Annotated in this window: 18 protein-coding genes; 17 read left to right on the top strand and 1 reads right to left on the bottom strand. The window is 38.1% G+C overall.

What is annotated here, in order from left to right; translation table 11 throughout:
* The first annotated feature begins 16 nt into the window (after nt 1-16).
* From J4051_RS08105 to J4051_RS08090, 4 genes are all read left to right on the top strand, one after another.
* Nucleotides 17-652: a hypothetical protein gene (locus J4051_RS08105; protein ID WP_208233369.1), complete on the top strand. Its 636-nt coding sequence runs from the start codon at nt 17-19 to the stop codon at nt 650-652.
* Nucleotides 652-1,962, top strand: a complete 1,311-nt coding sequence (gene tilS / locus J4051_RS08100) for a tRNA lysidine(34) synthetase TilS (protein WP_208233368.1) — start codon at nt 652-654, stop codon at nt 1,960-1,962. The genes J4051_RS08105 and tilS overlap by 1 nt, the downstream gene beginning before the upstream one ends.
* Nucleotides 1,963-3,585 carry an adenine deaminase gene (gene ade, locus J4051_RS08095; protein WP_208233367.1) on the top strand — a complete coding sequence of 541 codons (1,623 nt, stop codon included), beginning with the start codon at nt 1,963-1,965 and terminating at the stop codon, nt 3,583-3,585.
* A 266-nt stretch (nt 3,586-3,851) separates the two neighbouring features.
* On the top strand, nt 3,852-4,814 hold the full coding sequence (locus J4051_RS08090; protein WP_208233366.1) for a YheT family hydrolase: 963 nt from the start codon (nt 3,852-3,854) through the stop codon (nt 4,812-4,814).
* Nucleotides 4,815-5,231: 417 nt separating this feature from the next.
* Here J4051_RS08090 and J4051_RS08085 read toward each other — a convergent pair whose 3' ends face one another.
* A complete protein-coding gene (locus J4051_RS08085; protein WP_208233365.1) occupies nt 5,232-6,707 on the bottom strand; it encodes an SLC13 family permease in 1,476 nt (491 codons plus the stop codon).
* A gap of 356 nt (nt 6,708-7,063) precedes the next feature.
* Here J4051_RS08085 and J4051_RS08080 point away from each other — a divergent pair, with 356 nt between their 5' ends.
* The 13 genes from J4051_RS08080 to J4051_RS08020 all read left to right on the top strand — a co-directional run bounded on the left by J4051_RS08080 (nt 7,064) and on the right by J4051_RS08020 (nt 21,616).
* Complete coding sequence (locus tag J4051_RS08080; protein WP_208233364.1) at nt 7,064-9,667, top strand: hypothetical protein; 2,604 nt, start codon at nt 7,064-7,066, stop codon at nt 9,665-9,667.
* Nucleotides 9,664-10,512: a hypothetical protein gene (locus J4051_RS08075; RefSeq protein ID WP_208233363.1), complete on the top strand. Its 849-nt coding sequence runs from the start codon at nt 9,664-9,666 to the stop codon at nt 10,510-10,512. The genes J4051_RS08080 and J4051_RS08075 overlap by 4 nt, the downstream gene beginning before the upstream one ends.
* 4 nt (nt 10,513-10,516) lie before the next feature.
* The gene (locus J4051_RS08070) at nt 10,517-10,918 is read left to right on the top strand and encodes a hypothetical protein (protein ID WP_208233362.1); all 402 of its coding nucleotides are present in this window, start codon (nt 10,517-10,519) and stop codon (nt 10,916-10,918) included.
* 10 nt (nt 10,919-10,928) lie between these two features.
* Nucleotides 10,929-12,083 (top strand): hypothetical protein, encoded by a 1,155-nt coding sequence (locus J4051_RS08065; protein WP_208233361.1) that lies wholly within the window; start codon nt 10,929-10,931, stop codon nt 12,081-12,083.
* 370 nt (nt 12,084-12,453) lie between these two features.
* A complete protein-coding gene (locus tag J4051_RS08060; protein ID WP_208233360.1) occupies nt 12,454-13,992 on the top strand; it encodes a YifB family Mg chelatase-like AAA ATPase in 1,539 nt (512 codons plus the stop codon).
* Nucleotides 13,993-14,126: 134 nt separating this feature from the next.
* Nucleotides 14,127-14,264 carry a hypothetical protein gene (locus J4051_RS08055; protein WP_208233359.1) on the top strand — a complete coding sequence of 46 codons (138 nt, stop codon included), beginning with the start codon at nt 14,127-14,129 and terminating at the stop codon, nt 14,262-14,264.
* Between the two features lie 83 nt (nt 14,265-14,347).
* Entirely contained in the window at nt 14,348-15,469 is a 1,122-nt protein-coding gene (locus J4051_RS08050) for a DUF2891 domain-containing protein (protein ID WP_208233358.1), read from the top strand.
* Nucleotides 15,462-16,688, top strand: coding sequence for an Nramp family divalent metal transporter (locus tag J4051_RS08045; protein ID WP_208233357.1), 1,227 nt, complete (start codon nt 15,462-15,464; stop codon nt 16,686-16,688). Before J4051_RS08050 ends, J4051_RS08045 begins: the two co-directional genes overlap by 8 nt.
* A 360-nt stretch (nt 16,689-17,048) precedes the next feature.
* Nucleotides 17,049-17,801 (top strand): 5-oxoprolinase subunit PxpA, encoded by a 753-nt coding sequence (gene pxpA / locus J4051_RS08040; RefSeq protein ID WP_208233356.1) that lies wholly within the window; start codon nt 17,049-17,051, stop codon nt 17,799-17,801.
* Nucleotides 17,802-17,805: 4 nt separating this feature from the next.
* Nucleotides 17,806-18,540, top strand: coding sequence for a 5-oxoprolinase subunit PxpB (gene pxpB / locus J4051_RS08035; RefSeq protein WP_208233355.1), 735 nt, complete (start codon nt 17,806-17,808; stop codon nt 18,538-18,540).
* Entirely contained in the window at nt 18,533-19,384 is an 852-nt protein-coding gene (locus tag J4051_RS08030; protein WP_208233354.1) for a 5-oxoprolinase subunit C family protein, read from the top strand. Before pxpB ends, J4051_RS08030 begins: the two co-directional genes overlap by 8 nt.
* Nucleotides 19,385-19,589: 205 nt before the next feature.
* Nucleotides 19,590-20,093: a hypothetical protein gene (locus tag J4051_RS08025; protein WP_208233353.1), complete on the top strand. Its 504-nt coding sequence runs from the start codon at nt 19,590-19,592 to the stop codon at nt 20,091-20,093.
* Nucleotides 20,094-20,752: 659 nt separating this feature from the next.
* A complete protein-coding gene (locus J4051_RS08020) occupies nt 20,753-21,616 on the top strand; it encodes a sensor histidine kinase (RefSeq protein WP_236027312.1) in 864 nt (287 codons plus the stop codon).
* The last annotated feature ends 51 nt before the right edge of the window (nt 21,617-21,667 follow it).

Here is a 21,667-nt window from a genome sequence, read left to right as displayed (position 1 = left end):
AGTATATTTTGAACTTATGAAAAAAATCATCCTGAGTTGTTGTGCTGTGCTGCTATTATTGTCTTGTAAGGACGACGTTAAAATTCCTGAAAACTTCGATTATGGTAAAATAGAAAACGGGGTTTATGATAACAAATTCTTCAATTTCGAATTGGCATTTAACGACCAATGGAGTGTTCAGACAAAAGAGCAAATGCATCAAATGAGCGAAAACAGCCGAAATACTATGGCTGGAAATAATCAAAATTTAAAAAATACGTTGCAGGCATCTCAAATCAATGTAGCCGATTTATTTTCAATTTTTAAGTTTCCAGTTGGATCCGTTACGGGTGGTAATGCTTCTTTGATCATCAATGCTGAAAACTTAAAAAGTTTTCCAAATGTAAAAACTCCAAGAGACTATATGGTCGCAGCACGTGAACTTCTTGACCAAACCTCACTCAAGCTGATTTATGAAAAAGAACCGTACACTAAAACTATTGGAGGCAAACAATTTATAGGTATGGAAATCTTTAATCAAGATTATAATTTAACGCAAGACTATTTTGTAACCTTACGCAATGGTTTTGCCATTTCAATGGTACTTTCTTATGATAATCCTGAAGATCAGCAAGAACTCTATAAAATGCTCGATACTATACAATTTGAATAATGTTACAAACTTTCCAGAAACATCTTGATAAGAATTTAGACATGCTCCACGGCAGCCGACTGCTCTTGGCTATTTCTGGAGGCTTGGACAGTGTTGTTTTGACGCATTTATGTCATCAGTTAAAGTTAAAGGTGTCATTGGCACACTGTAATTTTAATTTGAGGGCTACTGAAAGTGATGCCGATGAGGAATTTGTGTTAGCGTTGGCGGAAGATCTGGAATTGGACGTTTTTGTAGAAAGTTTTGAAACGGAAACCTATGCCAAAGAGCAGGGGATTTCCATTCAGATGGCGGCACGGGAGCTCCGCTATACTTGGTTTTTTGAATTGGCAGAGCAATTGGATTTTGATTATATTCTCACCGCGCATCATGCCGATGACAATCTCGAAACGTTTTTGATTAATTTGACAAGAGGTACGGGCTTGGAAGGTTTAACCGGAATTCCTGAAGTATCCGATAAAATCGTGAGGCCTTTATTGCCATTTTCAAGAGAAACTTTGGAAACCTACGCGCAAAAGAAGCAAATTGACTGGCGAGAGGATGCCACGAATGCGTCCACAAAATATTTGAGAAATAAGTTACGACATGATGTTATTCCGATTTTGAAACAGATGAATCCCCAGTTGCTTCAAAATTTTCAAACCACGATTTCCAATCTGCAGGACAGTCAGGATCTCATAGACGATGCGGTCGTAAAAATCCAGAAAAAGATTGTGACGGTAGACGACGATCAGATCAAATTGGATATCCGAAAATTGAAAAAGTTGTCCAATCCCAAAGCATATCTATATCAGCTCCTAAAAGATTTTAATTTTACTGCTTGGGATGATGTCGTCAATTTATTGAATGCGCAATCTGGAAAACAAGTGTTTTCTCCAACTCACAGAATATTAAAAGATCGCGAGTTTTTGTTGTTGAGCGAATTGAATTCTGAATCTGACGATCATCCAATTTCTGTTCAAAAAGAGGATAAAGAAATCACAACAGCTTTTGGCAGGTTGACTTTTAATGAAGTGGATGCCATTTCAGAAACCTCAAAAAATAGGATATTTGTTGATGCCGATCAACTCAAATATCCCTTATCCATAAGGAAGTGGATCGAGGGCGATTTGTTCTATCCTCTTGGAATGAAAGGCAAAAAGAAATTGAGCAAGTATTTTAAGGATGAAAAACTCTCATTGATAGATAAGGAAAATGTTTGGATCCTTTTTTCTGGCGATGATGTGGTTTGGGTGATCGGAAGACGTCCCGATGAGCGATTCAAAGTTACAGATAATACAACAACTATTTTAAAAATAGAAGTACACTAAATGAAGTTACAAGGTCAAATAGTCGATATATATAACAGACGGATTTTCAAAGGAGAAATCACGATACAAAATGGAAAAATCCGCAGTATTGAAGAAACAGATCATGAGCTTAACCATTTCATTCTTCCAGGTTTTATAGATGCACATATCCATATTGAAAGCTCCATGTTGGTGCCCAGCGAATTTGCTCGTTTAGCAGTCAAACATGGTACTGTGGCCACCGTTTCAGATCCACATGAAATAGCGAATGTGCTTGGCATTGAAGGCGTCGAATTTATGATTGATAATGGAAAGAAAGTGCCATTTAAATTCAATTTCGGAGCACCTTCATGTGTTCCGGCGACAGCATTTGAATCGGCTGGAGCCACTATCGATTCTGAAGGGATCAGAAAGCTTCTTGAAAATCCAGAGATCAAATACTTGGCAGAAATGATGAATTACCCAGGAGTTCTATTTGATGATCCCGAAGTGATGAAGAAACTCGAATGGGCGAAACATTTTAACAAACCCGTGGATGGTCACGCGCCAGGAGTTTTGGGAGATGACATTACTAAATACATCAATGCAGGCATTACTACAGATCATGAGTGTTTTACTTATGAAGAAGGCCTTGAAAAGCTTCAAAAAGGTATGAAAATCCTGATCAGAGAGGGTAGTGCTGCCAAAAACTTTGAAGTCTTGATTGATTTGCTGCCGCAGCATTTTGAAAATATGATGTTTTGCAGTGATGATAAACATCCTGACGATTTGCTATTGCATCATATTAATCACCTTTGTGCGAGAGCGGTCGCAAAAGATATGGACATCTTCAAAGTTTTACAAGTGGCCTGTATCAATCCCGTAAAACATTATGATTTGGATGTTGGTACATTAAACGTTGGAGATGCCGCAGACTTCATTGTGGTTGAGGATTTAAAAACATTTAAAACCATACAAACCTATAGTGATGGTCAATTGGTTTTTGATGAGGGTGCCTCTTTGATTGGAAGAGTATCTTTTAAAAATCTTAATAATTTCAACACGTCTAAAAAGGACGTGAGCGATTTTAGGTTTGAATCCACCTCTAAGAATATCCGTGTGATTGAAGCCATGGAAGGTCAATTGGTGACCAACGAAATTATGGTAAGTAGTTCGATTAAAGATGGTAATTTAGTTTCAAACGTAGAAAATGATATTCTAAAAATGACAGTGGTCAATCGCTATCAAAATCAACCGCCGGCCATCGCATTCATCAAAAATTTCGGATTGAAAACTGGGGCGATTGCTAGTTCTGTTGGTCATGACTCGCACAATATAATTGCTGTGGGAGCTTCCGACGAGGCCATTTGTAAAGCCGTCAACTTGCTCATCGAAAACAAAGGCGGTATTTGCGCCGTTTCTGATTCTGAGGAACAGATCTTACCATTGCCAGTTGCCGGAATTATGAGCGATCAAGATGGTAAAACCGTAGGAAAGCAATATGCTGCACTCGATCATATGGCCAAAGAATTGGGCAGTACTTTAAAGGCACCTTATATGACCTTGTCTTTTATGGCGCTTTTAGTGATTCCAGCGTTGAAACTCAGCGATAAAGGATTATTCAATGGAAAGGATTTTAAGTTCACTAGCGTAGAAATTGATTAAATGCTACTTTGAGTAACTTTGTGTTTTCTTTGCAAATTTTTGTGTAATAGCTTGTCTAATATAAATTGCATAATTTTGATGAGATCTCACGCAGATGACTCAGAACGCTATTTCGATTATACTTAAAACTTATAATTTGGAGCTATTCCACAAAAGACACCAAGAAGTCACAAAAGGCACGAAGTAGAAATTAAATAAAAACTCCGTGTATCTCTGTGTTTTCTCCGCGTAACTCTGTGTAATAACCAACAACATACAACTAAGAAATGCCCATCCTCGATTCCATATTCAAACCACCCTTTTATTTCCGTAAAAGTTTTGTCGCTACAGTCTATTCAGGATTATTCAGAAAAGTCAATTTAGAACAAACGCGCGAACGCTTGGAATTGGCAGATGGCGATTTCATCGATTTGGATTGGAGCTATGCCCAGAAAAAATCTGAAAAAGTCATCATTCTACTCAGTGGATTGGAAGGTCATGCCCAGCGACCTTATCTCACGGGAACCGCAAAATTATTCAACAAGAATGGGATTGATGCCATCAGTGTTAATTTTAGAGGCTGTAGTGGCGAACCCAACCGGAAATATTACGCCTACCATTCAGGGGCAACTGAAGATTTACATACCATTATAATGCATGCTATTAAAGATAAAAACTATGCTGAAATCTATTTATATGGCATCAGCTTAGGTGGAAATTTAGCCTTGAAATACTTAGGAGAGCGCGATGATGTGCCATCTCAAATAAAAGCCTGTATTGGAATTTCAGTGCCTTGTAGTTTGCAGCATTCCGCAAAGCAATTGCACAGTTTTATAAATAGACCTTTCCACGACCGATTTAAAAAGAGATTGGTGAATAGCTTAAGAGTCAAGCAAAGCCAATTTCCAGACCAAATATCAGAAGCGGAAGTGGATTCTATAAAAACCTTAAACGATTTTGACGAGGTGTACACTTCAAGAGCCCACGGATTCAAAAACGCCTTGGACTACTACGAAAAAAGCAGCTGTCTCCAGTTTTTGCCTAATATAAAAGTGCCATCCTTAATTATAAATGCACTCAACGACTCGTTTTTAACTCCAGAATGTTTCCCTGTAAAAGCTGCAAAAAACAATCCGAATCTCTATTTGGAAATGCCGAAGCATGGAGGTCACGTTGGGTTTATTAATCGTGGTGGCGTGTATTATAATGAGAAAAGAGCTTTGGAGTTTGTGAAGGAAAATACGAAATAAGTGAAGATCAACTTAAAGTCTCTATTGAAAAATGGACGTATAGGTTGTTGCACAGAGATTTTGGGAATTAGGCATTAGGTATGAGGCATTAGGTATGACATTGGGGATTAGCTATTAGGAATTAGTGGATTGGTAAGGGAAAAAGGGTTATAGGTTGTTTTAAGGAGAATTGAGGGAATTAGCGCGCTACGAGATCTGCGGAATCTGCGGAATCTGCTGGAAATAATGGGTGTTACGAGCTACAAAGTAAGGACTTTCAGTTTAAAGAAAAAGAATCAGTGATAATCAGTTACATCTGTGTTCCCAGCGATCAATTATCGCAGAGACGCAAAAGCTTAAAGTCGCAAAGTTATTTTTAGAAATTATTGTTAAGTTTTTATCCACAAAAAATCAATGATAATCAGTTATATCAGCGTCCTATTCAACTATCTTCAAAGCCTCCGGAAAACCTTCCACCGTCAAATCCCATAGCATCGGTAATAGAAAATATACAAACAGGGTCAAAACAACAATTGAAATTAGATTCATAATAAACCCTTTGCTTACCATATCTGGAATTCGCAAATATCCAGACCCAAAAACCACAGCGTTTGGAGGCGTTGCCACAGGTAGCATAAACGCGCAAGATGCAGCTCCGGCAGCGGCAACCATCAAAATGAAGGGGTGGATATCTACAATCACTGCCATTGGCGCCAGGACTGGTAATAGCATGGCTGTTGTGGCCGTATTAGAAGTTATTTCTGTTAAAAAGTTAACTGCCGCAATGAGCAAGAGGATGAGAATAATAGTGGTCATGCCTGCAAAAGTAGTCATCTGATTTCCTATCCAAACAGCCAATCCACTCGATTCAAATCCGCTAGCAATTGCCAAGCCTCCTCCGAATAGCAAGAGAATACCCCAAGGTAGTTTTACAGCGTCCTCCCAGGTCATCAAGTTTTGTTTTTTATTTTTTGCCGGGATTAGAAATAGGACAATTGCAAAAATTATCGCAATGATCGTGTCATCCAATTTTGGAATTAACTTATCAAACAAGAACGAACGGGTGATCCAAAAGAAGGCCGTTGTGCCAAAAACAACAGCTACCATTTTCTCTTCATAACTTATTTTACCAAGCAATGACATTAAACGCTTGATTTCTGCTTTGCCTCCTGGGAATTCCTTCTGTTTAAAACTAAAGGCATAAGTGGTCAAATATTTCCAACAAATAAAAAGTAACACGACTGAAATAGGAAAGCCAAACATGAACCATTGCAAAAAGGAGATTTCATAATCATAAATATTCGAGACTACCCCAGCCAAAACTAAGTTTGGTGGTGTGCCAATCAATGTGGCAATCCCACCAATGGATGCACTGTAGGCTATGGCGAGCATTAAGGCCTTTCCAAATAAATTGGTTTCGTTTTCAACAGTATTTGGATTGTCCTTAAGTTGAGTGATGATGGCGATGCCAATCGGCAACATCATCACAGCAGTCGCCGTATTGGAAATCCACATGCTCAAAAATGCCGTGGCTACCATAAATCCGAGAATGATCTTCTTAATGTCAGAACCTATAAAATTGATGATATTGAGTGCAATTCGCCTATGGAGATTCCATTTTTCAATGGCAATGGCAATGATAAACCCGCCTATGTACAAGAAAATATATTTATGTCCGAAAGATGCTGTTGTCGTTCCCAGATCCAATCCGCCAGACAAAGGAAAAAGCACGATGGGCAATAAGGCGGTAACAGCAATAGGAATCGCTTCTGTAATCCACCAGATGGCCACCCAGGCGGTGGATGCCAATACGGCCCTGCCTTCTTCCGAAAGGCCTTCAGGTTTAAAAAACAATAAAATCAGGATAAAAGCCAAAGGGCCGAAGAGAAAACCAATGCGTTTGGTAAGGTTCATTTGAAAGTTGATTAGTGCATCTAAGATATAAATTTATAGCGGTTTCAAATTGTTTTGTTCACCTATTAATTTTATATGTTACAGTGTTATTAAATGTTTTTATTGCCACCAATGGTTTTAATACCCTGAGGCTTGCCAAGCCCAAAAAGACAACTTTCTATCCATGCTTAGAGGGCTTGTCACGAGGTCCTTGATTGATCTATCATTTTGAATATCATTCATATATGCGGATAATAATTAGTGAAATAGATAGTTTTAAACTGATTTTTTCGTAGATTAGAGTTATGACTTCCCTAATGATTAATTAAAATTTAATTCTTGATTCCCACAAGAGTAGTAATTTTAAACAAGCTATTATGTTTCTAAACAATATAGGAAAATTAGCACTTCGCCTTCTTAATTTTGTCGACAATATTATTTCTGCCTTTGGGAAATTTGGTAAGTCTTCATATCTGAGTCTTCTCTTTCTTGGCATCATCTTGCTCTTGGTTCAGGCCATGGAACAGGCCAATACATTATTGGTGGATATGATAGAGCATGATAAGGTGTCATTGATCTGTTGTTTTATCCTGATTTCTGTTTTTGCCTCTGTACTGTCTCACTATCCTCGCTATATCTACTATGCCGAAAACATTAACGATAGTCGTGACGACCACCAATGGTACGCCTATAAATGGTTGGGGTATCCTATTTTTATTTTCTCAAAAATAGATAGAAGTTATAAACAGGATTATAAGGCAAAATTTTTCAGACATTGTTTGGGCTTGATTATTTTTATCATTTGGCATTATTATATTTACCAAACCTTTTATCCAAAGCTGGTTTTTAGTGACTACAATATTGGGTTTATTCAGGGTATGTCACTTTTGTTTATCCTTATTCCAGCAATTCTTTTAATTGTATTGTTGGATAAGTTTGATGATTATCAAGATAAAATAGTTGATGTTGAAGATGACGAGGAAGAAGTTAAAAAAGCAAAAGCCGAAAAAAGGAAATTCACCACTTTAGGTGTCACAGCACTCTTGTTGAGTATCTGTATAGTGATTCTTTATGTCTTTATTTTGGTCATCACTTTAAAGTTCAGCTATACAGGCTATTGGTTGCTTCAGGTATTTACATTTTTATTGGCAGTGATGTATATCTTATTCAGGGTGTTTAGAGTGCAGGTCATCACGGTATATTACAAGTTAAATGCCTTGAGCAGTAGTGTTGGTTATTTGAGGTATTATTTTGTTTTCGCCATTGTGGTTTTCCTGTTTTTAGTGTATAGCAATCTTGCTGTCTATTTCGCTTGGAAACAAGCCAACGCTATGTTGATATTGTTGAGTTATCTCTTTATTTTCTATTATGTATTGGCATGTTTGGTGAAATACTATTTTATGTTGTCAATTTTCAATACGCAGAAAGAAGACCTGGAAAAAATTCCTCATGTCACAACCAAAAGTTACTTATATACATCAGGTGTAAAAAAAGAAAACAGACATCATCTGGTTCCTCTCACGGAACAAAAATCCTTCTCTAAGCGCAGACGTTTGGTCGCTTCAGTAATTACAATGCTGGTCATTGTTTTAGGCATTATTTCATTAAACTCAGAAAGTGCCATCCATGAACTTCAAGTGTACCAAAATGTTAAGAACGAGAAACTCATGGATATGGACGCGTTTAAATTAAAACTCAGGGAACGCACCCAAAAACCTTTGTTTTTTGTTGCCGCACATGGGGGCGGGTTAAAGGCAAACATCTGGACCATGAAGGTTTTGAACGAAATACAGATGAAAACGGAAGGTGAATTTCTTAATCAGACGATTTCGTTTTCTGGAGCTTCAGGAGGTATGATGGGACTCTCTCTATATTCGGTTTTGGCAGGTGAATACACTGGCAATTTTGAAGCCATAGAAGCGAAAATAAATGAAGTGGCCACAGAAAATTTTGCCTCTAAGGATTTAGCCTTGACTTTTGGTTTTGATGGGTTTAGAAAATTGTTCCCTTTCAACAAATTGGGAAAATATCGCGATCGATCCTATTACTCAATGGTGACCTACCGAAATACTTTAGAGAACAAAACAACGATGACCTTGGACTCTGTATCGTTCAATGCCTATTGGAAAACCAATATTTTCGATAATAAAAATCAATACTTTCCCTCGTTAATTATCAATACAGCCAAAACCAATGGTAGGCGAGGGGTCTTCTATTCGGTGAAATACCCAAAGGATTCCACCTTATTTTATAATTCAGACAACTTATCGCAACTGCATAATGGCGCTATTGCCTTTTATGAAGCCGTATCGTCGACCAATAGGTTTCCTGCGCTCAGTCCTGCAGCAAAAATCAAGAATTACGGACATTATATTGATGCTGGCGCCATTGACAATAGTGGACTTTTAAGTTCTATAGACTTGCATAATTATTTGCTTAAGGATTCCACATTGAATACCACCAAAAAAGTATTTGTTGAAATTATAAACGGACGGGACAATTATATCTGGCATCTCATTCAGAAATTTAAAAAAGAGAAGGATGTAGATCACTTTATAATTGAAGAAAAGGAACAGGATAATATAGTGGCTGATCTTAAAACAGGTTTGAACTTAGATAAAATCCCGAATTATTTAAGTGATTTCCTAACCGATTGGAGCAAGAATCCCTTGGTCAGTTATATTCCTATCTATCTGCCTTTTCAGATTGAATTAAAAGAAGTAGAAGGCTTTTTGGGAGGAAAATTGACCGATCGTGATCAAATTATAGAGCTCAACTATTTTTTGGATCATGAAAATGCGAAGGTGAAAAAGCAGATTGACGACAACGGTACTGTTTGGCAGACTTACGAACCTACTTTGGCCAGACATTTAAGTAAAAGCACGATTATGTATTATGATCGCGTGATCCGAAGCGAACTAATTACCGATCAGATTGAGGAAATAAAAGCTGAATTAAAAACTAAAACCGATCGACCATGAAATCAATTAATTCCATTAACGGCATACCGTTACATTATGCCAGATTGACCAGTCATCCTTACGGAACCATTGGCGAACAGCGCAATTTTATGATAGAGAATAAATTTTTAAAGGTTCTTGAAAGCGCTTTTGATGAAGTCTTTACGCTCTGTCCTTTGGGGCCGCCTGAAGCCATAACAACTGCAGGGATTTTTGTTGCAAAATCGGGACAGCATGGCCACGGCCAGGCCTTCGATTTGGATGCCATATTTTGGAAGGATAAAACATTGGTCACCTTAAACTTTGTCCACCAAAAATTGCTCTATTTGGGTATCGAATCCATCCTTCGGAAACACTTCGGAATTGTCCTGAACCATCTCTATCCAAATCATGCAGACCATTGGCATTTAGATACGAGCGTTTCGGTCGATTATCACGAATCTTCAAAATCAGAAACCCTTTACCTTCAGATGGTACTAAAGTATATCTATGGGAAATCAGTAATTATCGACGGTATTTCCGGTCCACAGACCAGAGGATTTACAAAGGAAGTCTTTCAACGACTGAAAATTACAGAACCCATTACGACCATAGTCAACTATTTAAAATTTCTGGACATGACTGCTAAAATCGCTTTTAAACTAAGTGAAGACAAAGTTACCCCAATCCAATTGCTCGCTAACTTGGAAGCTGTGATAGAAACTTTACCAACTGCCAATAAGCAAGAAGTGAGACAAGCATTGAATTCCTTTTTAGATAATATGGACACCTCAAACTGGATCAATAGCATTAAGGATGACCATGATTTGGAATCTGTAATTGATGATGTACTAAAATCCTATAATCATAAATCACAAAAGAAATAGAAATATGGAGTCTTATCATGTAGGGACAAACGCTCCCATAAAACTAAAAGTGGCAATTCAAACTGAAGCCATACCCATGAGCTATGCATTTTTATATCATTCTATTAACGACAAAGCTTTTTATAGTTCCATTCCACCTTTTGACCCCACCCAAAAAACAGGCTGGAAACAATTGGACAGTGGAAATCCTGTGAATGGAACGGTTTTTAGGGTTCTTACTTTTTTGAGGTTTTTTAATAAGTTCCCCGATGAGAAAACTTTTAACCTAGCCATAAAACAAGTGGAAGACACTTATGAGTCTAGTGTCAATGGCGGCGATGATGGCCCTTACATTATGCCATTTAAATTGAAAGCATTTTATGAGACAAAAACCTGTGTTTTAGAGAGTGTTATTGAACTAACTTAAAACGAGACCTATGTACTATTTAAAATTTTTGAGTCTTCTGGTAACATCGATATTGGTTGCACAATCGGATACGAGTCCGACAGTTGGGCTGAAAAACCTCGCGCCTCCAAATTCTCCAGCTTTTGTATTAATGGATATTGCACCTTCCAATATTATTGTCCCCGACAATATCCAGGCATTTTCTATTCAGACGATCAATGCATTTTCAGGAAATGGTAAGGACGGATTGGGAAACAACAATTACGCTGTGGAATTTCAACCGTATTGGTATGTGAAACGAGAAAAGATGAACTTCTTTAAATATAATAATCTTAAAACAGATAAACCTGAAGGAGAGCATATAAGTGCCAATGATTATACCCGTTATAATATATTTGGAGATGCTTGGAAAAAAGCATCTGTTTCTTTGGCCTTGATGAACGGTATCTTTGATGTCTTTGAAGTACCACAATCTTATGTCTCAGTTGGTGCGAGAACACGGTTGTTGTCGGTTAAATCCAAAAATCAATTAGCCGATATTAAATCTCAATATACTTCGTATGAGCAATTTATGTCAAGCCCTGAAGTCATTGCGATCTTTGCAAACCCAAGTTTAAGTCTATCGGAGATAAACACCGCCATCACCAGCTTGGAAGGTTACCAGACCATAGTTCAAAATTTTGAGCAATCCCTGCAGCGAAAACCATTTTTTGCGTTGGATGTGGCCGTTGCTTACAGTCATTTTATGGGCGATAAAAGTCAGGATATGGATGATGCCTTTGGACGACTGGGTGTTTGGGCCACGGGCGATCTGGCATTTTATACCCCAACCATTGGAAAACAAAGCCATGTTCATGTTTATGGCGTATTCAGATACCTTAGGGATGGCTTAAATCTAGATCCGGATTCTGGCGATTTAAGAATTGAAAATGCCACCGACTACGGGGCTAAGATTGCTTTGGAATTGGATAAGCTGTCTTTTGGCTATGAATACATTGCAAGAGATTCAGAAAACAATAACGAAGAACGCTCCATAGGTAGCATCAGATATAAAATCAGTGAGGCCTTTACGATAAACGGTGGCTTCGGAAAAAACTTTAGGAGCGAAGGGTCAACCGTAGCGCTTTTTGGGATCCAATGGGGATTGGATTTTGACAGTTCGGTGGTTTTGGATCCGAATAAGTAGATTTAGGGATAATTGGAATCTTAGTAACTAATCAGTAGGAAATATAATATCGAAAAATCTAAAGTTAACAAGATATATTTTTTAAAGGAAAAGTCACGAAGGGTTACGCCAAGCTCGTATTACTTTACTCTATTTGTTTTTTGAAACCTTGCATTCTTTGCGATTTTCCTTGCGTTCCTTTGCGGTTAAGTTTTTGTATTTGAAATATATTCTTAACCGAAATCGAGTGGCTAATGTTACGAATCTTTCCTTTTTGTTGTATATAAGTGACTGCCAATTTCGGTGTTTTCAACAAGAAGGAACCCCACTTCAAACTTTCGACTTTGAAGTTAGAGGCATTCTTCATACATTTAACCAAACCAATCCTGCTATGCTCAAAAAAGTTTTCGGAAGTGCCGTTTTTGGCGTTGAGGCAACAACCATAACCGTTGAGGTCAATGTGGATAACGGCGTTGGCTACCACCTTGTAGGCTTACCGGACAATGCCATAAAAGAAAGTAATTTTCGGATTGCCGCGGCCCTTCAAAATAACGGGTATAAAATCCCTGGAAAGAAAATCATCATCAACATGTCTCCCGCCGATTTACGCAAAGAAGGCTCCAGCTATGATTTGACTTTGGCCATTGGGATTTTGGCCGCCACTGGACAGATTCAGGCCGAGAATTTAGAGGAGTATTTGATTATGGGCGAATTGTCCTTGGATGGCAATTTGCAACCTATCAAAGGTGCATTGCCCATAGCTATTAAAGCACAGGAGGAAGGCTATAAAGGTTTTATCCTTCCGATGCAGAACGCGAAAGAAGCGGGCATCGTTTCAGACTTAGAGGTTTATGGTGTTGAAAACATTAAGCAGGTCATCGATTTTTTTGATAAAAATGAGCCATTAGAGCGCACCATCATTAATGTTCAAGAAGAGTTTTATAAAAGTTTAGATTTTCCAGAATTTGATTTTTCGGATGTGAAGGGTCAGGAATCCATCAAACGGTGTATGGAAATTGCGGCGGCTGGCGGACATAATATCATTCTGATCGGTCCTCCAGGCGCAGGAAAAACCATGTTGGCCAAGCGCTTGCCAAGTATTTTGCCACCCATGACCATACGCGAAGCATTGGAAACCACTAAAATCCACTCGGTAGCTGGACGTGTCAAGGATAATACGGGATTAATGTCGCAACGACCGTTTAGAAGTCCTCACCATACAATTTCGAACGTCGCCCTTGTTGGTGGGGGGAGTTACCCGCAACCCGGAGAGATTTCACTATCTCATAATGGCGTCCTGTTTTTGGACGAATTGCCTGAATTCAAACGCGATGTTTTGGAAGTTATGCGCCAGCCTTTGGAAGATCGGGAGGTGACCATTTCACGCGCAAAATTTACGGTCACCTATCCCTCGTCATTTATGTTGGTAGCGAGTATGAATCCGAGTCCGGGTGGCTATTTCAATGATCCGAATGCCCCGGTAACCTCTTCGCCAGCAGAAATGCAGCGTTATTTAAGTAAGATTTCAGGGCCACTCTTGGACCGTATCGATATTCATATTGAAGTGACGCCAGTACCTTTTGAGAAATTATCGGATGAGCGTAAAGGCGAATCTTCCATCGAAATCAGAAAACGTGTGACCATGGCCCGAGAGCGACAAACCAAACGCTTTGAAGCGAATGAAAATGTTCATTACAATGCGCAGATGAGCAGCAAACAAATCCGTCAGCACTGTGTGATGGACGACGCCTCAAAGAATCTTTTAAAAACAGCTATGGAACGCTTAAATCTTTCGGCTCGAGCCTACGACAGGATCCTAAAAGTTTCAAGAACCATCGCTGATTTAGAAGGTGTTGAAGATTTGAATGGGGGCCATATCAGTGAAGCCATTCAATACCGAAGTTTGGACAGAGAAGGATGGTTAGGCTGACTAATTCCTGCCTGCCTGTCCGGCAGACAGGCGAAGGCAGGAAACCTTTAGGTTCAACAAAGTTAATCTCATGATCAAAAAGATAATTTTAATTCTATAAAAAAAATCGTTCACCTATAATCAAATCCTTAAATATGAGTCTTTCCGATCGAGGCAGTAACGGAATTTTCAAAGTGTTAAGAATTTTTGTCAATATAGTAGACGTTGAATATTTGAGTGGCGTCCATATCAGAAGTGCCATTCAACACCGAAGTCTGACCAAATTCCTGTGAAGACAGGAAACCTTTAGGTTCAACAAAGTTAATCTCATTATCAAAAAGACAATTTTAATTACATAAAAATCAATACGCTCACTATGATCCACTCATTAAGATACCTAATCCCAATTCTCCTCCTTTTTGCCTGCAACAATTCCAAAGAAAAAGAACAACCCATAGCAGAAGAAAAACCAGAAATTGTACACGTTGAAGCCCCAACCTTACATTTGGAAGAAGCCAATCGCTTAGCAGAATTACCCATTAATTGTGTGCAAGTTGAATACCCCAACAAACTCAATCAAACCATCGGCAGTGCCGGCGATTTAAAATCTCCTAAAGCCCTTCATCCCGCATTTTATGGGTGTTTTGATTGGCATTCTTCGGTACATGGTCATTGGAGCTTAGTGAGCTTGTTGAAGCAGTTTCCAGAGCTCGATAAAAAGGCAGATATTGAGCAGATGTTGTTGCAAAACATATCCAAAGAAAATATTCAAATTGAAGTGGATTATTTTTTTGGAAAACACAACGCTACTTACGAACGTACTTATGGTTGGGCTTGGCTATTGAAACTTGCAGAAGAGCTCCATACATGGGATGCGCCGTTGGCAAGGGAGCTGGAATCCAATTTGCAACCTTTAACCGATTTAATGGTCGAAAAATACATCGAATTTTTACCAAAGCTCAAATATCCCATTCGGGTTGGGGAACATCCCAATACGGCCTTCGGATTGTCGTTTGCTTATGATTATGCGAATTCTGTTGGGAACGAAACACTAAAATCCTTAATCGTGCAGCGATCAAAAGATTTTTATTTGAAAGATGCGAATTGTCCTTTGACCTGGGAGCCAAGTGGTTTTGACTTCTTGTCTCCTTGTTTGGAAGAAGCTGCCTTGATGAAACGTATCCTTCCTGCAGAAGAGTTTAAAAATTGGTTATCTGATTTTCTTCCCCAATTAAAAGACAGAAATTTTGCTTTGGAAACTGGAAAGGTAAGCGACAGAACCGATGGGAAATTGGTGCATCTTGACGGAGTCAATTTTTCGAGAGCATGGAGTTTATATGAGATTTCTAAAGACTTGCCGGAATATGCACATCTGAAAAATATTGCCAACGCTCACATTCTTTATTCCCTGCCAAGTATTGTGGGAGATAGTTATGAAGGAGGTCACTGGTTAGGTAGTTTTGCCATCTATGCGCTAAATACTGTAGCGCGTGATTAAAAACTGGTTTAAAAATATTGGTCCTGGTCCTTTAGTTGCCGCAGCTTTTATAGGGCCAGGAACAGTAACCGTCTGCACTTTAGCTGGTGTCAATTTCGGGTTTGCCTTACTTTGGGCCATGGGCTTGTCCATCATGGCAACCGTTGTTCTCCAGGAAATGTCCGCACGCTTGGGCCTTATTTCACAAAAGGGACTTTCGGAAATTATTCGATCAGAAATTAAAAATCCGATACTTAGAGGACTTACAATTCTTTTGATTCTCTCAGCAATTGTTATTGGCAATGCAGCGTATGAAGCTGGAAATATCAGTGGCGGCGTTTTGGGAATGGAAACAATTTTCGGAAATCCTACAGTGATTTTTTCCGGTTTTAATTTGAATGTATTGAGTGTTATCGTTGGAATTATAGCCTTTTCAGTGCTTTATGTGGGGAATTATAAAGTTCTGGAGCGAGTTTTAGTATCGTTGGTCATTTTGATGAGTATGTCTTTTCTAGTGACTGCAATAATCACACAACCAAATCTTTCAGATATTCTCAGCGGACTTTTTGTACCTCAGGTTTCGGAGGAAAATTTACTGACGATTATCGGGTTGATTGGAACCACGGTCGTGCCTTATAATTTGTTTTTACATGCCTCGCTGGTAAAAGAAAAATGGCATCAGGCATCCGACTTAAAATACGCAAGAAAGGATACCATAATCGCTGTCGTTTTGGGCGGCACTGTTTCCATGAGTATCATCATTTCGGCTGCTGCTATTGACACTCAGGACATTTCTAGTGCTGCCGATTTGGCCAAAGGCTTGGAACCCTTATTTGGTCGTTTTGCTAAGTATTTTTTGGCGATTGGCCTATTTGCAGCAGGAATCACCAGTGCCATTACCGCGCCTTTGGCAGCGGCTTACGTAGCTACTGGGTGTATGGGCTGGTCAACGAGTATGAAATCTAAACAGTTTAGAGCGGTTTGGATGTTCATTTTGGGTTTGGGTGTTTTGTTTTCGTCCATCGGATTTAAATCTATTGAAATTATCAAATTTGCTCAAATCACCAATGGATTGCTGTTGCCCATTATCGCGGGGTTTTTATTGTGGGTAATGAATAAATCCAGTATTTTAGGGAAGTATAAGAATACTATAATTCAGAATATCATTGGGTGTATTATTGTGGGAGTGGCGGTGTTTTTAGGTGCGAAGAGCATACTATTGGTGTTTGGTGTGATTTAAAATTCTCTCACAGAGACGGAGTTTATAATTCCAAAATTTATATTTCCGGTTGAATAGTTAGTAATTGGTGAAATTGGCATAATATGATGGATTTTTAGCTCTTCTCGCAGAGGCGCATAAACGCAGAGGCTAAAAGACACAGATAAGTAAAATAATGAGTTGCGAATTCGTGAAATACTCACCAAAACCAGTTATTAGAAAATCATCATCTTGAAATGGTAGCACCAAGTTTCATCAAAGCAGTAAGTGACAATTTGTGATCCCGATAGATTCTATCGGTAAGTATCTAAAAAAATCAGCGTAAATCACCAGTGTTATCATCCTGAACGGACGGGCAGATCAGCATCCTATTAAAAATCAATGTCTAAAGAAAACCAAATAACATCTATAGATTTCAATGCCGATGTCGGCGAAGGCCTCAATAACGAAGGCCAACTCATGCCGTATCTATCCTCCTGCAATATTGCCTGCGGTGGACATGCAGGAAACGAAATGACCATGACCTCCGTTGTGAAATTGGCAAAACAACATGAGGTTAAGATTGGTGCGCATCCATCTTTTCCTGATAAAGCAAATTTTGGACGACTTCCAATGGACATCTCTCCAGAAGAATTATTGGCATCTCTAAAATCTCAAGTAAACGATCTTGTCAAGATTCTGAAAACTAAAAACGAACCCCTACACCATATCAAACCTCATGGCGCACTCTATAATCTTGCCAATACCGAGAAGATTTATGCTGAAGTCGTCATCTCTCTAATGAAGCACTACGACAAGTCAGTCAAGCTTTATGCTCCATTTGGATCGATGGTGTCCAAAATGGCAGAAAAGAACGGTATTACGGTTGTATATGAGGTTTTTGCCGATAGGAATTATAATGAGGATTTAACCTTGGTATCAAGATCACATCCAAATGCACTCATTGAGGATGCGGCCGAATTAAGCGCCCATGTTCTTTTTATGTTACAACATCACAAAGTAAAGACTATCAATAGTGCCGAGAAATACATCAAAGCAGATACAATTTGTATTCATGGTGATCACCCTCAAGCCGAACATCATTTACAGGTTCTGACAGAAAAATTAAATAGAAAAGGGATACAGATTAAATAGAATTTTGAACAAATTTAAATTGACATATTCGCGGTTTTCAGAAACTTCCATTTTAGTGGAATGGCCACCATACATTTCACCTAAAATCCTTAATGATGTCCTATTGTTCAAAAATTATTTATTAAAAAATGATAGTGAATCAATCATTCAAATAACCAGTGCATATTGTTCTATCTTAATTACTTATGGATTTAATAGTGTCGATATAGATGCACAAATTGCATCATTGAAATCTAAATATGATTCAAGACAGGATTTTGAAATTCGACCCCAAAAATTATGGAAAATCCCAGTTTGTTATGACCTCAGTTTTGCTTTGGATCTAAAGGAACTTTCATTAGAGAAAAACCTGTCAATTCCAGAAATTGTCCGTTTACATTCTGAAGCCATTTATAAGGTCTATTTCATTGGGTTTCTTCCCGGTTTTTTATACTTGGGAGGATTGGACAAGGGTTTGTTCATGCCACGAAGGAAGAGTCCAAGACAGCATATTGAAATGGGAGCAGTGGGAATTGGTGGTGAGCAAACGGGAATTTACCCCATGGCGAGTCCCGGAGGCTGGAATATTATCGGAAATTCGCCAATAGCATTTTTCAATCCCAAATTAGAACAACCTTGTTTTGCCAAAGCTGGAGATTGTATTCAGTTTGTCCCCGTCGATTTTAAAACCCATCAGGAAATTTCATCACATGTGAAAAATAAAACTTATAAAATAGAAAGTGAGGCAATAGATGGTTGAAATCTTAAAAACAGGGCTATATGACAGTATTCAAGACTTAGGGCGTCTTGGGTATCAGGAGTTTGGTGTCCCGATTTCTGGAGCTATGGATCACTATTCGGCAAAATTAGCAAATGCTATTTTGGGAAATCAAGATGACGCTGCTGTGCTGGAGTTCACTTTGATGGCACCAAGACTTAAATTTCAGAGTGACACTGCCATTTGCATAACGGGAATGGAAAGTCAAGCTAAAATTAATGAGAAACCTATTGGAAACAATAGCTATACCGTAGTTAGAAAGAATGATGTCCTTTCCTTTGGCGCAAGGAAATTTGGCTGCCGAGGGTATTTGGCAGTACTTGGCGGATTTCAATCGGAAAGAATCATGGAGAGCAGAAGTTTTTACAAATGCATAACCAATCAGCAACGCTTAAAAACTGGAGACGTCTTAAAATTAACTGATCTTCCAATACCAATAAAAAGATCACATTCCATTTTAAAAACTCCTAAAACACATTTTGAGTCGGGAGTAATTGAAGTGTTTAAAAGTATTGAATATGAGTTGCTTGAGGCTGACAACCAAAACAGATTGTTTAATAACGAATTTACCATCTCAAAAGATAGTAATCGCATGGCTTATCAATTGGATGAGCGTTTTGAGAACGCAATGGACCCCATCATAACATCACCCGTTTTACCTGGGACCGTACAGTTGACACCTGCAGGGCAATTGATGATACTGATGCGCGATTGTCAGACCACAGGAGGGTATCCAAGAATTCTACAGCTTTCAGAAATGGCCTTTAACCGATTGTCACAAAAAACTCCGGGACAAACATTTCGATTTCATCTGTTGACATTATAATGATAAAAAATGATAGAATTTTGATAGTCCATAAACTGGTTTTAATATCCAAAGTTTCTTTATTCCGTTTTAACCAATTTTAATCCGAAAAACTTTTGAAACTTGTAATCATGGAAGCGTCATTTATTAATTTCATCAGGATTTTACCTGCTTATATCGAAATTTTCTATAATTTCATGGTCGAAACAATTAAAACCAACCCATTATGAAAAATTTTATAATGCTCATTTTAGGAATTGTTATTGGGGCCTTGGCAGTGTATTTCTATTGTTGTCAACCCAAAACAGAATTGATGGTCAGTACTCCCAAAGGACTCATTTCGCCTGATCAAGCAAAAACTTTAGATCAAGCTTACAATGAAAGGTACCGATTAATCAGTGATTCTTTAGTGAAAAGAGAGGGTGGCGATAACCGATCGTCGTGGTATGGCTTGGATGAAGTAAGAAATTATCTCAACTATGCTGAGAATGAAGCTAAAGATTTAGGATATACCATGGACGGTGTTCGAATTTATCTTGGTGCACATCCAAATGAAAACGGAAAAGCTGGTTATACCACGATGTTCTTTATGCCTACTGGTAAATCCAACAAAGCAAACGCGGGCTTATTAGATTTTTTCATGCAATCAGATGGTGGGGACATTCCTGGTGGTGGTGGATTGGATTTTGGAAATCATGGACATCCACCTGGTGCAAATTATCCTCAATAGAGTTTTATGTTGGAAGACTTTTTAATTGATTATCAGGGTATAATCACTATTTTTTTTGAAATTATAGCAGCACTTTCTGGGAGTTATTATTTCAGAAAAGTCAAAGATAATCAATTGAGAATTTTTGTTCATTACTTATGGCTTACCGTTATAGTCGAAATTGTTGGAAACTATAGTTATTTAATGTTGTATGATTTCGATAACGAATGGTTTAATGCGATTAAAAACAGTGTATTTCGTCGCAATACTTGGCTTTACAATATCTACTCTTATTTGGCTATCGGATTTATAAGTATTTTTTATTATAATTTAATGACCAATATTAAATCCAAGATTACCGTATTATCAACAATGGGTGTATTTAGCGTATTTTCAATTCTTTATTTTACATTAACTGATGCATTTTTTATTACCGCCCTGCCATATCACTTTTTTATTAGCGTTTCTATAATTTGTTTATATGTGCTATTGTATTTTCTGCAATTAATAAACAGCGATAAAATTCTTGATTATTATAAACTACCTTCATTTTATATAAGCATCACTTTGCTACTTTGGTATCTTTGCGTCATACCCTTATTTATTTTTGATGGTTATTTCAAATCAATAAGCTCAGATTTTGGAAGGTTTAGAACTTTACTCTTACTATTCATAAATATATGTACATACTCAAGCTTCGCTTTTGCGTTTTTATATCCACTATACAAGAGCAGACGATAAATAAAGAGGAAATTGCCCTAATAGGTTATATGACATTGGTGGTTGTACTACTGGCGACTATGGTGATTGTATTTTTTGTTGCTTTTCAGAAGCGAAAAAACAAATTGCTGATGGACAGGATAAAACAACAAAAGCAATTTGAAGAGACCGTAGCCAAGACCAGTGAAGAGATCCAAGAACAAACTCTTAAATATTTAGGTCAAGAGCTTCATGACAATATAGGTCAGTTGCTTTCTTTGGCAAGTATGCAAATGGGAATGCTGGGTGGCAAAATAACGGAGGATATTAAAGAGCCATTCACTGAGACCCAAATAATAATCAAGGAAAGTTTGGGTGAAGTCAGGGCCTTGTCAAAATCTTTAAATACTGATGTGATACAGAACAGAGGTTTTGAGAAATCGATAAATGCGGAGATTGTACGCCTCAACCGGATGAAATTGATTACTGCTAATTTTCTTGTAATTGGTGATGTCATACCCTTTTACAACAAAAAAGATGGGATTATCTTATTCCGAATTTTACAGGAGTTCATATCAAATACCGTAAAGCATTCAACAGCTAAAGTACTAAAGATTTCTTTGGATTATAGCCAAGATAACTTGTTAACTATTAAGGCCACTGATGATGGCAAAGGTTTTGATTTAGATGCAGTAAAGGATAGTTCAGGATTATTGAATATGAAAAATAGAGCAGAACTGACGGAATCAACATTCAGTTTGACGTCTCAACCCAATCAGGGAACACAACTCGAGATTCATTATCCAATTGCAAAACGTGCTCTGAAAATTGGCGACATATTGTAAATACTTGGTTCACCTGTAACTTGAAATAATATTATAGAGGTCAGTATATAA

This window comes from Gelidibacter pelagius (assembly GCF_017581925.1).
GTDB lineage: Bacteria > Bacteroidota > Bacteroidia > Flavobacteriales > Flavobacteriaceae > Gelidibacter > Gelidibacter pelagius.
This window is presented reverse-complemented; position numbering and strand designations above follow the sequence as displayed.

Bases quoted from the DNA above. Each gene is read 5' to 3' on its own strand.
- J4051_RS08105 (WP_208233369.1), top strand. From the start codon at position 17: ATGAAAAAAATCATCCTGAGTTGTTGTGCTGTGCTGCTATTATTGTCT.
- tilS (WP_208233368.1), top strand. From the start codon at position 652: ATGTTACAAACTTTCCAGAAACATCTTGATAAGAATTTAGACATGCTC.
- ade (WP_208233367.1), top strand. From the start codon at position 1,963: ATGAAGTTACAAGGTCAAATAGTCGATATATATAACAGACGGATTTTC.
- J4051_RS08090 (WP_208233366.1), top strand. From the start codon at position 3,852: ATGCCCATCCTCGATTCCATATTCAAACCACCCTTTTATTTCCGTAAA.
- J4051_RS08085 (WP_208233365.1), bottom strand. From the start codon at position 6,707: ATGAACCTTACCAAACGCATTGGTTTTCTCTTCGGCCCTTTGGCTTTT.
- J4051_RS08080 (WP_208233364.1), top strand. From the start codon at position 7,064: ATGTTTCTAAACAATATAGGAAAATTAGCACTTCGCCTTCTTAATTTT.
- J4051_RS08075 (WP_208233363.1), top strand. From the start codon at position 9,664: ATGAAATCAATTAATTCCATTAACGGCATACCGTTACATTATGCCAGA.
- J4051_RS08070 (WP_208233362.1), top strand. From the start codon at position 10,517: ATGGAGTCTTATCATGTAGGGACAAACGCTCCCATAAAACTAAAAGTG.
- J4051_RS08065 (WP_208233361.1), top strand. From the start codon at position 10,929: ATGTACTATTTAAAATTTTTGAGTCTTCTGGTAACATCGATATTGGTT.
- J4051_RS08060 (WP_208233360.1), top strand. From the start codon at position 12,454: ATGCTCAAAAAAGTTTTCGGAAGTGCCGTTTTTGGCGTTGAGGCAACA.
- J4051_RS08055 (WP_208233359.1), top strand. From the start codon at position 14,127: ATGAGTCTTTCCGATCGAGGCAGTAACGGAATTTTCAAAGTGTTAAGA.
- J4051_RS08050 (WP_208233358.1), top strand. From the start codon at position 14,348: ATGATCCACTCATTAAGATACCTAATCCCAATTCTCCTCCTTTTTGCC.
- pxpA (WP_208233356.1), top strand. From the start codon at position 17,049: ATGTCTAAAGAAAACCAAATAACATCTATAGATTTCAATGCCGATGTC.
- J4051_RS08030 (WP_208233354.1), top strand. From the start codon at position 18,533: ATGGTTGAAATCTTAAAAACAGGGCTATATGACAGTATTCAAGACTTA.
- J4051_RS08025 (WP_208233353.1), top strand. From the start codon at position 19,590: ATGAAAAATTTTATAATGCTCATTTTAGGAATTGTTATTGGGGCCTTG.
- J4051_RS08020 (WP_236027312.1), top strand. From the start codon at position 20,753: ATGTACATACTCAAGCTTCGCTTTTGCGTTTTTATATCCACTATACAA.